Source organism: Halovenus halobia, from assembly GCF_051414135.1.
In the GTDB taxonomy this organism is placed as follows: domain Archaea; phylum Halobacteriota; class Halobacteria; order Halobacteriales; family Haloarculaceae; genus Halovenus; species Halovenus halobia.
On the sequence record NZ_JBLKOA010000001.1, the window covers coordinates 260,983 to 274,463 of the forward strand.

General features: G+C 57.7%; 15 protein-coding genes and 2 pseudogenes. 11 read left to right on the plus strand and 6 right to left on the minus strand.

The features are described 5' to 3' along the window. Positions 1-2 precede the first annotated feature (2 nt). The 3 genes from ACMGFM_RS01390 to ACMGFM_RS01400 form a co-directional block, all read right to left on the minus strand. Entirely contained in the window at positions 3-605 is a 603-nt protein-coding gene (locus tag ACMGFM_RS01390; protein WP_436900509.1) for a response regulator transcription factor, read from the minus strand. A 455-nt stretch (positions 606-1,060) separates the two neighbouring features. After that, positions 1,061-1,390 (minus strand): hypothetical protein, encoded by a 330-nt coding sequence (locus ACMGFM_RS01395; protein ID WP_436900510.1) that lies wholly within the window; start codon positions 1,388-1,390, stop codon positions 1,061-1,063. Positions 1,391-1,393: 3 nt separating this feature from the next. Next, on the minus strand, positions 1,394-1,768 hold the full coding sequence (locus ACMGFM_RS01400) for a hypothetical protein (protein ID WP_436900511.1): 375 nt from the start codon (positions 1,766-1,768) through the stop codon (positions 1,394-1,396). 432 nt (positions 1,769-2,200) lie between these two features. Between ACMGFM_RS01400 and ACMGFM_RS01405 the strand changes: the two genes are divergently transcribed. Next, positions 2,201-2,668 carry an ester cyclase gene (locus tag ACMGFM_RS01405; protein ID WP_436900512.1) on the plus strand — a complete coding sequence of 156 codons (468 nt, stop codon included), beginning with the start codon at positions 2,201-2,203 and terminating at the stop codon, positions 2,666-2,668. A 1,050-nt stretch (positions 2,669-3,718) separates the two neighbouring features. Here the strand turns inward: ACMGFM_RS01405 and ACMGFM_RS01410 are convergent. Further along, on the minus strand, positions 3,719-4,423 hold the full coding sequence (locus ACMGFM_RS01410) for a helix-turn-helix domain-containing protein (RefSeq protein WP_436900513.1): 705 nt from the start codon (positions 4,421-4,423) through the stop codon (positions 3,719-3,721). A gap of 72 nt (positions 4,424-4,495) precedes the next feature. Here ACMGFM_RS01410 and ACMGFM_RS01415 point away from each other — a divergent pair, with 72 nt between their 5' ends. From ACMGFM_RS01415 to ACMGFM_RS01425, 4 genes and pseudogenes are all read left to right on the plus strand, one after another. Beyond that, complete coding sequence (locus ACMGFM_RS01415) at positions 4,496-6,010, plus strand: amidohydrolase family protein (RefSeq protein ID WP_436900514.1); 1,515 nt, start codon at positions 4,496-4,498, stop codon at positions 6,008-6,010. A gap of 209 nt (positions 6,011-6,219) precedes the next feature. Next, positions 6,220-6,465, plus strand: coding sequence for a UPF0175 family protein (locus ACMGFM_RS01420; protein WP_436900516.1), 246 nt, complete (start codon positions 6,220-6,222; stop codon positions 6,463-6,465). After that, positions 6,455-6,565, plus strand: coding sequence for a PIN domain-containing protein (locus ACMGFM_RS16640; protein ID WP_495849251.1), 111 nt, complete (start codon positions 6,455-6,457; stop codon positions 6,563-6,565). Before ACMGFM_RS01420 ends, ACMGFM_RS16640 begins: the two co-directional genes overlap by 11 nt. 15 nt (positions 6,566-6,580) lie before the next feature. Next, a pseudogene (locus tag ACMGFM_RS01425) lies at positions 6,581-6,946 on the plus strand (PIN domain-containing protein); the annotation flags it as partial. Between the two features lie 333 nt (positions 6,947-7,279). Here the strand turns inward: ACMGFM_RS01425 and ACMGFM_RS01430 are convergent. Further along, the gene (locus ACMGFM_RS01430; RefSeq protein WP_436900519.1) at positions 7,280-7,831 is read right to left on the minus strand and encodes an ArsR/SmtB family transcription factor; all 552 of its coding nucleotides are present in this window, start codon (positions 7,829-7,831) and stop codon (positions 7,280-7,282) included. Positions 7,832-8,017: 186 nt separating this feature from the next. Here ACMGFM_RS01430 and ACMGFM_RS01435 point away from each other — a divergent pair, with 186 nt between their 5' ends. From ACMGFM_RS01435 to ACMGFM_RS01455, 5 genes and pseudogenes are all read left to right on the plus strand, one after another. After that, positions 8,018-8,233: a heavy-metal-associated domain-containing protein gene (locus ACMGFM_RS01435; RefSeq protein ID WP_436900521.1), complete on the plus strand. Its 216-nt coding sequence runs from the start codon at positions 8,018-8,020 to the stop codon at positions 8,231-8,233. Positions 8,234-8,244: 11 nt separating this feature from the next. Then, positions 8,245-10,212 (plus strand): heavy metal translocating P-type ATPase, encoded by a 1,968-nt coding sequence (locus tag ACMGFM_RS01440; RefSeq protein WP_436900522.1) that lies wholly within the window; start codon positions 8,245-8,247, stop codon positions 10,210-10,212. Positions 10,213-10,251: 39 nt separating this feature from the next. Then, a complete protein-coding gene (locus ACMGFM_RS01445; RefSeq protein WP_436900523.1) occupies positions 10,252-10,911 on the plus strand; it encodes a hypothetical protein in 660 nt (219 codons plus the stop codon). Between the two features lie 203 nt (positions 10,912-11,114). After that, positions 11,115-11,582 (plus strand): GNAT family N-acetyltransferase, encoded by a 468-nt coding sequence (locus ACMGFM_RS01450; RefSeq protein ID WP_436900525.1) that lies wholly within the window; start codon positions 11,115-11,117, stop codon positions 11,580-11,582. 179 nt (positions 11,583-11,761) lie between these two features. Continuing rightward, positions 11,762-11,971: pseudogene (locus ACMGFM_RS01455) on the plus strand (glycosyltransferase); the annotation flags it as partial. A gap of 211 nt (positions 11,972-12,182) precedes the next feature. On the opposite strand, the gene ACMGFM_RS01460 reads toward ACMGFM_RS01455, so the two are convergent. After that, positions 12,183-12,995 carry a plastocyanin/azurin family copper-binding protein gene (locus ACMGFM_RS01460; protein WP_436900526.1) on the minus strand — a complete coding sequence of 271 codons (813 nt, stop codon included), beginning with the start codon at positions 12,993-12,995 and terminating at the stop codon, positions 12,183-12,185. A 131-nt stretch (positions 12,996-13,126) separates the two neighbouring features. On the opposite strand from ACMGFM_RS01460, the gene ACMGFM_RS01465 reads away from it, so the two are divergent. Beyond that, positions 13,127-13,477, plus strand: coding sequence for an ArsR/SmtB family transcription factor (locus tag ACMGFM_RS01465; protein WP_436900527.1), 351 nt, complete (start codon positions 13,127-13,129; stop codon positions 13,475-13,477). The last annotated feature ends 4 nt before the right edge of the window (positions 13,478-13,481 follow it).

The following is a 13,481-nucleotide window of genomic DNA, read 5'->3' on the forward strand; positions in this document are numbered from 1 at the left end:
ATTCACTGCAGTTGTGGCGCAGCGGGAGCGTTGCTGTCTCCAGCGACGCCTTGCAGCGACTGGAACGCTGTTTCCCAGTCGAGTTGCCTGCCTTCGAGAATCGAGTTTGCGTCCGCTTGCTTCCGTTCAGCCTGCTCGCGGAGTCGAAGATACTCCTCGACGGTTTCGAGTTGGTCGCGTGGCGCTCTCGTCTCTGCACGACCAACGGTCGCACTGACGGCGAAATACTCAGAGAGCGCACTCTGGTAGAGACGCTGGGTTGCAATCTGCTCGACAGTCGAGACGAGTGTCTCGCGGTCGGCGGGTTTTTGAACGTAGTCGTCAACCGGCGAGTCTGAGATATCGAATTCCCGTCGCTCGGAACTGACCATCACAATCTGGCAATCGTATCCCTCCGAGCGGATTTCTGTTGCCACGTCGAGCCCAGATGGGCCAGGCATGTTGCGGTCGAGCAACACAATATCAGTCTCGTTGCTAATCTGGTCGAGAGCGACCGTTCCGTTGGGCGCGGTCGATACGCTGTACTCCCCCTCGAACCAGAGTGAATAGAGATCACGGCAGCCATCCGTATCGTCGACAATCAGCACGTCAAGTGGTCCCGTCATCTATCTTATCGTAGTAATGCATTCCTACTTAATCACCCCTACCGTCCACAACCGTTCATACTGTTTATTATTCCGTTTTAGCCGACGAAACTCGCGGAGCGGCCGTAACGGCAAATCCGAGAGTGTGAGCAGCGAGCCCAATATTCCTGTCGCTGTGATTGAAGATACACGTCTTTCTCGGTGCGGTATCGTCGAACTGTGCCCGGGGTGACGAAGGTGATAAACCGCTGGCCAGCCACTGTCGTGATGCGTGCCCCAGTCCCCGCACGAGCCCACCCATTCGGGTGCAATGACACCGCGGTGAACCCGGGCATGCGACATATGTGACGGCTGACGCCGTCTTGGCAATTGATGGCCCACAGGGCCATCCGCCCGGCACGAGGGTTAGCCGGCTGACCGGAGCACACCGCTTGGGACGATGCCGGTCGTTAGTGTTCCGGGCGTACACTTTCGAACTACCGCAGATACATCTCCAGTGAGTCTACGACGCGATCCGCGAATTCATCAGTAACTCGGCCCTGCCACGCGACGAGGTCTTCGCTCCGGGGCGAGTGAATCGCCCACGGCGAGACGAACGACTCTCGGGGAACACCGCCCGTTTCCCAGACATCCTCCCCGAGACGAAGCGAGTCGTCGTATCCCTTCGTCGAGATAGCGACCGCGACGTGTTGCTCGTCGGCGAAGGGGTGGGAACTGTTGTTCACGACGAGCCACGGTCGCTGGCGATCAGTGCCGAGTTTGAACGGGTCGGTACTCCTGACGACATCGCCGCGTTCCGGCTCCATCGATCACTCGTCCTCGCCCGAATTCTGTTCGCTCGGATGGGGCTGGTCGGGTGCGACAGCGTCCCAACGCTCCGACTCGATTCCACCGTCGGCTTCGTCCAGCTGTTCGCTCACGTCGTGCAGATCGTACGCTGCGGCGACCCGTTGTTCGTCCTCGGTGATTGCCCAGTACTGCCCTCGATGGCGGACGAGACCACGTTCTTTCAATCGCGTGAGCGCGGTGCCGACCGTGTTCGGGTTCTCGTCGATGGCAGTAGCTATCTCCGACCGGGTAAACGCCGCGTCCTGGTGCGTGTGGAGGTACGTAATCACCTGTTCGGGTACGCTCGGCCCCTTCGGCAAGTCCCCCGATTCGAACTCGTCAATACTCACGGGCATACTGCAAAATTAGCGTGCTTACGTAATGAATGTACTGCCGTACTTTGAGTGCGGATCCACTAGTAGTTCCTCGCCCGGTAGTGTTCCGGGCGTACATTTTGAGTATACCATTAGAGTTATTTATAAATAATATCAGTAGCCGTGGCTACAACCACTCATTGAGACAGTATCCAGCGTTGACGCCCTTTTTTGCCGTACTTGTAGGAAAGAAACCAATGATACGCTTGGTATGAGATCTGCCGGGAGTACTGATATTTGTCAGGTTTGAACGTCTGTGCTGAATACAGGGGGCGTATCTCGCGCGGTAACAGGCCACGAGTCTGAGTGCGGGAATCGGTCGGTACAAGTAGTCTATCTGAATGAGTTTCCAGTAGTGTGCCGACACTCAATCTTGCCGGAACTTATTAATCTGTCTCAATCATTTGCAAAATTATGGGTGAATCTGAGCTAGATCCCCATATTGAGCGAGCGATGGAGACGTTTAATGAACACGACCTCGACCAACATATGACGGAGTTTGCCGACGGGGCGACGTTCGTCGATCCAGTTCTGGACAGCAGTGTGACTGGCGAGGACCACCGTGATTACCTGGCTGAGGTCATTGCGGCCTTCCCCGATATTCACCAAGAGATAGACCGGATACTCTGCGCTGGCGAGCCGACAGTTATCGAATCCACGTTTCGAGGGACGCACGAGGGCGAAATCGAGGGGATTCCGCCGACAGGTAATTCCGTTGCCGTCCCTCTCGTTTCCATTATCAGCGTGACCGATGATGGTATCACGTCTTGGCGGGACTACTGGGACCAGCAGACGTTCCGCGACCAGCTCGGATTGACCGTGCCTGCAGTTTTCGGACACCTGCCGAGATTCGCGCGCTGGAAACTCAGTGAAGCGCTGTGAATTATGATTCGGCCAGGACCCTCACTTTACAGTAGCACGCGTTGAATACACTCTCTACGTCTTGCACGCTATTTGTGACAGCAACCGTCTGGAAGGATTCGACGCTGCTGAATACAAGGCGCGTATCGGCCAACCGTTACTTCCGACATACGCTAACTGGTGGTCAAACGCCTTTGTGTGCCAAGCAGTAATGTAATACCACCAGTCATGTTATCAGTTATCATGGAAGTGGTCATGAACCGAGTCACAGGAACAGTCCACAAACACGAGACCGGTAAGTCAGATTGTCAGACTCTCTGTGGAATTCACTATCATCTCTCACATGATAATCTCCACCCCACCACAACTGAGCAATCAAAAACCGCCATGACTGCAAGCAAATGTGGGCGTTGTTTTGACAGCGGAGGCGGATACTGAAACCCCCGTGAAAAAATAGGCAGTAGCTACAGAGCAAACTCAACAGCCGATATCGCGGAGTTATTCAGCAGCTAATCCTGTCCCCCTCGCCAGCACATTACGCACATCCATGCCGCTTACTTTCGGTCAAAATATTCGGTAACCAATGTTGGAGCAATCACGTCAACACCGAGTATCAAAGCAGCTGTTTCCCACATCGGGGGGTTGGAGGGTGCTCAGGGGTACAAGTAATAGCATTGTCAACATCACGAAACTAGCTATTATCTTGTTTTCATGGAAAAAAAGTAATGTATCTATTAGAATTATTTGAAATAATGTAAATTACTTCAATTATCATTCCTTTCTATGACTATTCCTTCGATATTGACCCCTCTATCGCTGTGTTTATAAAAGCAGCCGATGATGACCAGCCAGAGCGGAAGTCTGCTGGGAAGACTGACAGCTGTCAGCTTTGGATACCCTTGCTGGTTACAACGCGCATTTTCAATGATGATCGCACCCGGTGTCAGTGTCCCGCACACTAACTATCGAGGATAGAACCCCAATACCACGACAATACGGCAGATATCTTTCTCTACAGATCTACTACAAGATACTGTATTTGGAACTACGCGGAGGTAGTTCCAATTGATACTACGGCCCAACGTCACGCTGCGAAACGAGTGCTTTGATGAGTTTCATTTCAGCTTTCTGAAGATGTTCACTGACCGTGTTCGGCGCACATCCAAGTTGATCGGCTAATTCTGCGTGTGTTGTCTCCCGAGGGTGCCGATAGTACCCGTGTTCAAACGCGAGGCGAACAGCTTCACGCTGCCGAGTGCTCAACTCGGAAAATGGGTCTGTCCGTAGTGAGGGGCGTGACCCGATTTCTTCGACAGTCACGTCGATAGTACTTGGTGCGGAGTCAACTGCGGCCTGAAGGGCCTCAGCGTCTCCCACCACCTCACCGCTCGTTTCGAAGTCGCTGTACACGACAGGGGACCTGACGAGTAACCCCGCCCGTGCCGTCAACACGAGAAAGATCCTGAAAAACGGGAGTGCCTCAGGGGTCGCAGTGACCAGTACAAATCCTGAGCCACCGGTAGAAGGAGGTACCGTTACGTCCTCAATCCCGTCGGTCCCACGAGTTGCATCGACGAACACGTCTGTGTCTCCGTCAACATCGTACAGCACAGTTGCCACATCCTCTGCTGCGAGATTCCAGTCAACGAGCCGCAACTGCGAGACCGCCAGTGACTCCGTGACCGTGACGTAGAACGACGGAAGCACCGAGGGGGCCAAAGACGCCGATATCTGGAGTCGAGTCAACGACATCGTCAGACGTACCTCCTGTTTCATCACCTCCGGTATAAAAACCCCATGACGATACCTGGCAGAACACTCACCGGGTACACTGTCCTACCCGCAACTATGACGGTAACTACCGGTGAGTTGGAAGATGAAACTGAGGGCACGGTTACCGACGCAGATCTCGTGGTACACGACGCAGTGGTCGTGACTGTTGACGAAGACAACAGAATTTACGAGAACGGTACGGTCGTGGTCAAAGACGGTGTAATCACCGATGTGCGAACGACACGAGAACGTGACCGGGCCTGTCATGCCGACCGTCTCATTGATGGCGAGGGCGCCGTTGTAATGCCTGGTCTGGTCAACGCGCATACCCATCTCGAATTGACGCCGCTGCTCGGTGCGTTCAGCGACCTCGATCTGATGGAGATGATGGGCGGGATGACCGCCATCTTTGGCCACATCGCTGAGGGAGAGTACGACTACCTCACCGAGGCAGGCTACGAACTTGCGGCACTGAACTTTCTCACGGGTGGTGTCACCACCGTCAACTCAATGGATGTCCGTCCCAGCGGAGGCGCAGAGACGTTCGGCGAGGCGGGTCTCCGCGGGTTCTTCGGGGTAGCGCTCTCCGACCTCTTCTGGGATATCCCGGTTGACCAGCAGTTCGACCGCGCCCGCGAATTTATAGAGGAATACCACGGCGCCTTCGACGGACGCATCCGGGCGACGATCAACCCCCACGACGACTGGTCGTGTACCCGCACGCTGTGGGAGCGTACTGCCGACCTCGCCGCCGAGCACCCCGATTTACTCGTCCACACGCACCTACTCGAACTGGAAGCGAGCAACACGATGGCGCGCTCGAACGGAGCCGAAGACTCGCTTGACCTTCTTGACGACGTTGGCCTCCTGGACGACCGACTTGTAGCTGCGCACTTCCGGCTCGCCGACGATGAAGACATCCAGCGGACGGCTGAGGCGAACGCGTCGGTGGCACACTGCCCGTCGATCTTCTGCTACTGGAATACAGACGGTGATGTGCAGTGGACGCCGGTGCCGGAACTGCGCGCCGCGGGCGTCGATGTCGGTCTGGGTATCGACGACCACTATTGGCACGACTCTTACAGTCTGTTCGGCGAGGCGAGGCAGGCCCGGCTCGCAGCGAACCTCAAGCGTTCGACCGGTCAGTATGACTCGATGGAACTCGTGCGAATGCTCACCATCGAAGGGGCGGAGGCGCTCGGTGTCGGTGACGAAATCGGGAGCCTCGAACCTGAAAAACGGGCCGACATCATTCTGCTCGACGTCGAAAAGCCGAAGTTCACCCCACTGACGAACATCCCAGCACAGGTGGCTAATAACGCAGCGCCGGCTGACGTGGAGACGGTGATAGTGGACGGTAACGTGCTACTGGAAGACGGCGACGCGAAGACGATGGACGCCGATGCGGTACGCGACCGCGTCGAGGCCGCCGTGGACCGTTTTGAGTCAGAGACGAACTGGGAACTCGGCATCGGCGGAAGTGAGCCGCCGAGTACGATGGATGTCGTCCGCGACCTGCCAAAACGTGGCCCCAGTCAGTTGCTCGGAAGACTCGCGTTCCAATCAGTTAGAGATACGTTTTCATTCTGATACAGGCAGTCGAACCTTGATAGATATATCAAGTTATTGAATTTCAGCCTGTAAAGTGCTCGATTTCAGTTTCACCGAGCCTACTAGTAGTTTCTCACTCGGTAGTGTTCCGGGCGGACATTTCGACTGCTTCGAGCGCTCGCTTTGCGCGCCGTTCGCTTGAGAATCCTCGGCCAAACACTCAAGAATCGCGTACACGTATCTCAGGTATGGCGACAATCGAGATCGACGACGACGTCTACGAGGCGTTACAGCTCCCGGAAGGAGAGCGCTCGCCCGCGATGAAGCGGGAGTTGGCGGTCTCGCTGTACGCCCGCGATATTCTCTCGTTCGGAAAAGCCCGTACGTTGGCGGAGATGTCGAAACGAGAGTTTCAGGAACTCCTCGGCGAACGTGAAATTGCCCGGCACTACGGTGAACGAGAACTCGAAGACGATCTCGACTATGCCGGATAGCGGGCTGGTCGTTTCTGACACGTCGCCACTCCTGAATCTCGCGCTCATCGAGCGGCTTGACCTCCTCGAATCGCAGTTCTCCGAAGTTACGGCTCCATAATAGGTCTGGAACGAACTTACCGGTGGGGAAGATGGACTGGAGGGGCTCCGTGAGTTGCGCGACGACGGACTTCTACATCTCGTGGAGGTGGAACGCTCGAATTTGTTCGTGGAGCTCTTCCACGAGCTCGACTTCGGTGAGACAGCGGCGATCTGCTATGCCGTCGAGCAGAATGCCGATCTCGTTCTACTCGACGAGCGCGACGGACGGCGCGTCGCTCGCAGACACGACCTGAACGTCACGGGCGTGATCGGCGTCCTGCTTCGCGGAGCGAAGACCGGCGTAGTGAACCTGGAACACGAACTGCAGGCCCTCCGTGAAGCTGGGTTCTGGATTACTGACGAGCTCTACGAACAGATTCTCTCCGAAGCCGATCAGTAGTCTTTCCGACGGATAAATAGCCGACACCGCCCGATTACACTTCCATTGAGCCTACTAGTAGTTTCTCGCCCGGTAGTGTTCCGTGCGTACATTTCGAGTAGATTAGTACACTTATTTGAAAATAATATAAGCTGCTTCAGTCAGTGTCGTTCGATGAACGAGATTTACCCGTAGTAGCCCCTCTTTCTCGCCGGATCTCGAAAACTCTCGATGAATGACGACCCAGGAGTGAGGTCTGCCGGGGATACTGGCATCTATCGGCTTCGGATGACCGCGCTGTATACAACGCGCAAACGCACAACGTCCTGTTTTCTCAGGTTGAAACCATACGTCTTAGCTTTCGTTCCTGGGGTATGCCGACTTTCCGTCGTGATGTGCACGGACGAAGGCCCGTCGGAGGACTGTCAACAACACATACGTCTCGTATTTCTGGGTTCGGCAGTGCTCACAGGGTTGCATCTCTGCCGTGATGTCGTCGATCTCGTTGTCGTACTCGTCGGTCAGCGTGGCGAGTGCTGCCTCAACCTGTGGTTGGACGGCATCGATCATCTCCTCGATAGCCGGGTCGGCTGAGTCCGGCAGCGAGTACGAGAGAACGGTCGTGTTGGCCCCGTAGTATTTCGTCGTCCCGCCACGCCCCTCTTCGAACCGGACGACATCAACGAGGCCGGCGTCGCGAAGTTCGTTGATATGGTGGCGCACCGTGTTCTCTGTGCGGTCGATGCCTCTGTCAGCGAGACGGTCATGGACCTCGCTTGCTGTTAGCGTCTCATCAGCGAGTATATCGAGAATCATAGCCCGCATCGGTTCATCAATGGCATCAGACACCCGTGTATCTCGAACGGCGATATCTTCGAGTTCATTCTCGCCATCGGAGGTGCTCATATGTGAATCGATGGCGTGTACACGCTAAGTAGTAACGACCGGTACATAGGCCGTGTTTGACGCCTTTTCCGCTGGTTCAGTGAAAGATCTAGACGACTCGTTTGTCCGCTCAAACACCTTGTATAGGCATTCAAACATATCATCTAAAAAATACTTTAGTGGGTACGGGTACTACGTAGAACTGTGATGAGCGAAACGACCCAGTTCCGCGTGATGGACTTCGACTGTCCGAGTTGTGCAAGCACCGTCGAACGCGCCCTCTCGAATCAGGACGGCGTCGAAGACGTTGAAGTACACTACTCGACCGGTCGCGTCGAGATCGACTACGACGACAGCGTCGCCGACCCCGCCACGTTCGAACAGACCATCGAAAACCAGGGCTACACGCCCCAGACCGCCTAAGGAGGAAGATCATGGATACTCAATCAGTCAAACAACACTACCGCAAACACCGGAAGGCCATCATCGTCGTGGTGAGCGGCCTGCTGTACGCCGGCGGCTGGACGCTCGGCTACGTCTCCACCTTCGATACGGCAAGCGCCGCAATTCTGATCCTCGCAACTATCGTCGGCGGCTACGACATTGCCAGAACCGCCTACCACGAGGTCAAAAGCCGGACGCTCGGCATCAAGACGCTCGTGACGCTGGCCGCCGTCGGAGCAATCGTCATCGGCTCGTACTGGGAGGCCGCCGCGGTGGTCTTCCTGTTCGCACTGGGATCGTACCTCGAAGGGCGGACGATGCGCAAAACGCGCAACGCCCTCGAAGAATTGCTGGAGATGACGCCCGACGAGGCCACCGTGCGCCGCGACGGCGAACAAAAAGAAGTGCCCGCCCGTGAGGTCGAAGATGGCGAGATTGTGATCGTCAAGCCCGGTGAGAAGATTCCCGTGGATGGCGACGTCGTCGAGGGTGAAAGCGCCGTCAATCAGGCCCCCGTCACCGGTGAGAGCGCGCCCGTTCACAAGGCCGACGGAGACGAAGTCTACGCAGGCACGATCAACCAGGAAGGTTCGCTGGAAGTGCGGACGACCGGCTCCGGGACGGATACGACGCTCCAGCGGATCATCCAACGCGTCGAGGAAGCCCAGGAAGCCCAATCACCGACGGAGAGCCTCATCGACCGGTTCGCCAAATATTACACGCCAGGCGTGATGGCGCTGTCAATCGGCGCCTTCGCCGTCACCCAGAACGCGATCCTCTCGTTGACGCTCTTGGTCATCGGCTGTCCCGGAGCGCTGGTGATCGGGCCGCCGGTCAGTATCGTCTCCGCGATCGGCAATGCTGCTCGGAGCGGCGTTCTGATGAAGGGCGGCGAGCACCTCGAACAGGCCGGGAAGATCGACCTCGTCGCCTTCGACAAAACGGGGACGCTCACGAAAGGCGAGACCGCCGTCGCCGACGTTGCTGGGTTCGACGCCGAAGCCGGCGACGTGCTGGAGCTTGCGGCCATCGCCGAGAAGAAGAGTGAACACCACCTCGGCGACGCCATCCTCGACGCAGCGCAGGACCGTCCGGCCGCAGTCACTGATGGCGGGACGACGACTACCCGGGCGGCCGACAATTCAGCGGCCACGGACGCGCGGTCGCTCCCCGACCCGGACGAGTTCGACGTGGTCGCCGGCAAGGGCGTCGTCGCCCACACCGATGTCTCCGGCGAAACCGGAGGCTCGTCGGACGAGTCCGACGGTGGTCGTGAAATCGTCGTCGGAAACCGCGCACTGCTCGACGAACGCGGGATCGACGTTCCCGACGAGGTCGCCGACTACGTCCGCGAGCGGGAGAAGCTTGGCGAGACTGTCGTCCACGTCGTCCGTGACGGTGTCGTCATCGGCGCTATCGCCATGCGCGACGAACTACGGGAGGCGGCGGGCGGCGTCGTCCAGGAACTCCAGGACGCCGGTATCGAGACAGTGATGCTGACCGGCGACAACGAACGCGTCGCGGCCGCGGTGGCCGAGGAAGTTGGCATCGACGACTACCGCGCGGAACTGCTCCCCGAAGACAAGCAGGCAGTCATCGAGGAGTACCGCGAGGACGGCCACGTCGTGGCGATGGTCGGCGACGGCATCAACGACGCGCCGTCGCTGGCGACTGCCGACGTGGGTATCGCTATGGGTGCTGCCGGCACGGATACCGCCATCGAGACGGCGGACATGGCGCTGATGGCCGACGATCTTGAACGCATCCCCTACGCGGTGAAACTCAGCAAGGCCACCCGGTGGAATATCTACGAGAACGTCGGGCTCGCCGTGCTGACGGTGACGCTCCTACTGGCGGGCGTCCTGACGAGCTACGTCACGCTCGCGCTCGGGATGCTCGTCCACGAGGCCAGCGTCCTCGCCGTGATCGGCAACGGGATGCGCCTACTCCGATACTAACAGCACAGAGCCACAACTACCCTCGACAAGTCACGACCAATGTCAGAAACAACGAATCCGACCGACACGAACCGCAGCAAAGAGCACTGGGCAGTCGAATACGATGTCGAACCGATCCGGATCCACGACCCCGTCGCAGAGACGCTCGCGGTCCTCGAACCAGGCGAACCATTCGTCGTCACTTACGAAGATCTGGTCAAAGCGGCAGGCCACTCCTGTCCGACCGCGTCCGGCGCCTACCGCATCGCACAACTGGGTCTCGACGCGCTGTACCCAGACGACCAGCCGGTCCGAAGCGAGATCGAAGTACTCGCGGCAGGGCCGCGCGATGATGCCACCTACGGCGTGATGAGTCGGCTTATCTCGTACGTGACCGGTGCAGCCCAGGAAGACGGCTTCGGTGGGCTCGCCGGCGGTTACGGTGATCGCCACGATATGCTGATGTTCGACGCGTTCGAGCCCGACAGCGCGGCACCGACGTTTCGCTTTCGTCGGACGGATACGGGCGAGACCGTCGAGGTAACCTATCACGTTAGCGAGGTGCCGGATGGTGGTCCAGCACTCAGCCACCTCCAGCAGATCATCGACGGGACCGCGAGCGAAGACGACCGCGAACTGTTCGCCGACGTGTGGCGCGGGCGCGTCCAGAGTGTCCTCTCCGACGACTCGCTATTCACCGTGACAGCCATCGAACACTAATCATAGAACACTCGATTTCACCGCCACCGAGCCTACTAGTAGTCTCTCGCCCGGTAGTGTTCCGGGCGACATTACTATCTGAGAGCGTTCTCTGAACATGTGGTAGAAGCCACTACCCATGCACCTTCGTTCCCGTTCACACTGTCTGTCAAACCGAAACATACCAGATAAACATTCAAACACAGTGGGCCAGATATCGAGATATGGAACTCGTCGAAGCGACCGAAGCTGATCTTGGTGCGATTACGGACCGCTGGTATCGCCTCGCGAAATCTATGGAGAACTACTCCGAGTTGAACGAACTCGTCTATGACGACGCTAGCGAAGTTTCCGAAGAAGGGTTCCGGAATCTGCTTGCGGACGATGAAACAATGCTCTATCTCATTACAACGGAGGGTGAGACCATTGGTTATCTCATGGTTCGTGAGGGCGAGCATCCGTCTCGCCAGTACTCACAGTATCTCCGCCTCGTTGATATCGCTATCGACGAACAGTACCGAAATCAGGGGCACGGGACAGCGGCTGTCGAACGCCTGAAGGAACTGGCCCAACAGCGTGATTGTGACCATCTCAAGCTCTCTTGTGAGTGGCAGAATGATCGTGCACGGCGGTTTTACCGTAAACTGGATTTCCAGCCGAAACAAGTCGAGTACGTCCAACCGCTTGAGTAATCCAGCTTTCCTCTCAATCGTTCATCTACAGTTGCGAGTAGCTCTGCAGGCAAACTGTGGATGTGAGAGGCACAACGGCTAAGCTTTTCCCAGTAGTAGGCCCCGCCGAGCCTAAATGCCCGAATTTTCTCCCCGCAAGCAGCAGGTAGCCAGCGGCCGTAGCAGCACGCTCGTCTGGGCTGGTGCGGCGCCTGCTCGCGGTGAATCTGTACGATTACCAGTGTGGCGCGAAGGCGATCACGGCAGCGGGCTGGGAGCGGGTCCGCCGGCACCGCTACGAGTTCGGCTTCGCCTGGGACGTGGAACTGGTTGCCATTGCCGGCCCGCTGGATCTTGACGTGGCGGAGGTCTCCGTTCAGTGGCACGACCCGCCCGGCACGAGGGCTAGCCGGCTGACCGGAGCACACCGTTTGGGACGATGCCGGTCGTTAGTGTTCCGGGCGACACCACCGCTCCGGGAGAGAATTCTTAATTATTCGTATGTTGAGACAGTTCAGCTGGGGTTAGACGGGATGACGGCGCACAACGCCTCCGCCAAAGAAGGTGTTCAGTTTGGTATTTCGGGCTCTTTCCACGGTGTGTCGCTTCGGTGGATGCTTCTTACCCGTGGTGACCGTCCTCGGTGGACGTGTCTTCGTCGTGATGACCGTCTTCAGTCGACGTTTCTTCGTCGTGATGACCGTCTTCAGTCGACGTTTCTTCGTCGTGGTGACCGTCTTCAGTCGACGTTTCTTCGTCGTGGTGACCGTCTTCAGTAGACGTGTCGTCGTCGTGACCCTCGCCCAGAATGTCCCGGACCATCGTGTTGAGTTCTTCCAGTTTCCCGTGCACTTTCTCGGGCTTGTCGGCAGGCATCGCCTGGAGGGCCCGCTGGTCTTCGAGATGGGGTTGCCCGACGATGACGGTGGCCACCATCCCGAACTGCTCGTGGGGGGTACAGAGGTAGTGGTACACACCCTCGGTCTCGAAGGTGTGCTTGAACGTTTCACCTTCCGTCGACATCGTTCCGCTGTCCCAGCCCTCGGTCCCTTCGGGGACGAGTCGCGGTTGGTCGTTGCCGGGGTGGTACGCAGTCGCGGTGTGGCTACCGCTTTCGAGTCGCCACGTGACCGTTCCACCTGGCTCGACCCACGTCACGTGGGGGTCGAAGTGGTACTCGGCCGACCCTTCCTGACCCACCGTGTTGATCGCCACCTCGCGGGACGCTTTTGGTTCGCTCACCGTGTCGTGACCGTGGCCTTCTTCTCCGTGACCGGAGTGGTCGTCCCCCTCGGACTCGTGGTCCGTGGGAGTGTCATCTGTCGGCTGTTGCTCTGACTCGGTCGGAGCGCCGGTACAGCCAGCCAGTCCAACGACAGCAAGACCGGCAGTTCCTTCGAGCAATCGCCGTCGAGTAACTTGTTTTTGACTCATAGCACAGGTCACCTCACATATGGAGGTAGGACGACCGAGATAATAGACAGGCTCCCTGTTTTGCACGCGACGCAAACCTGCTTCTTATCTAAGTACCCTGAAGTACGTAGTGCATATTGCGAGGAACAGCTGTGCCCACTACCGACCGCTCTGACGAGCTCCTGGAACTGCTCGGTCAGGAGCGGGTCCGGCAAATCCTGTCGGCGGCCAGCCGTGAACCCAGGTCGGCGAAAGAACTCAGCGAGGAGTGTGACGTTGCCCTTTCGACCATCTATCGACAGGTCGAAGACATGGTCGAGAGCGAACTGCTCGTTGAGCGGACACAGCTCGAATCAGACGGGAGCCACCACAGCGTCTACGAGGCGAACATCGACCACCTCGACGTCGACATCGAGGACGGGACAATAGACGTGAGCGTCCACGTTCGTGAAGACCCCGCCCAGCGGTTCTCGCGCATCTGGAGCGACATCCGGGAGAGTTGAACAC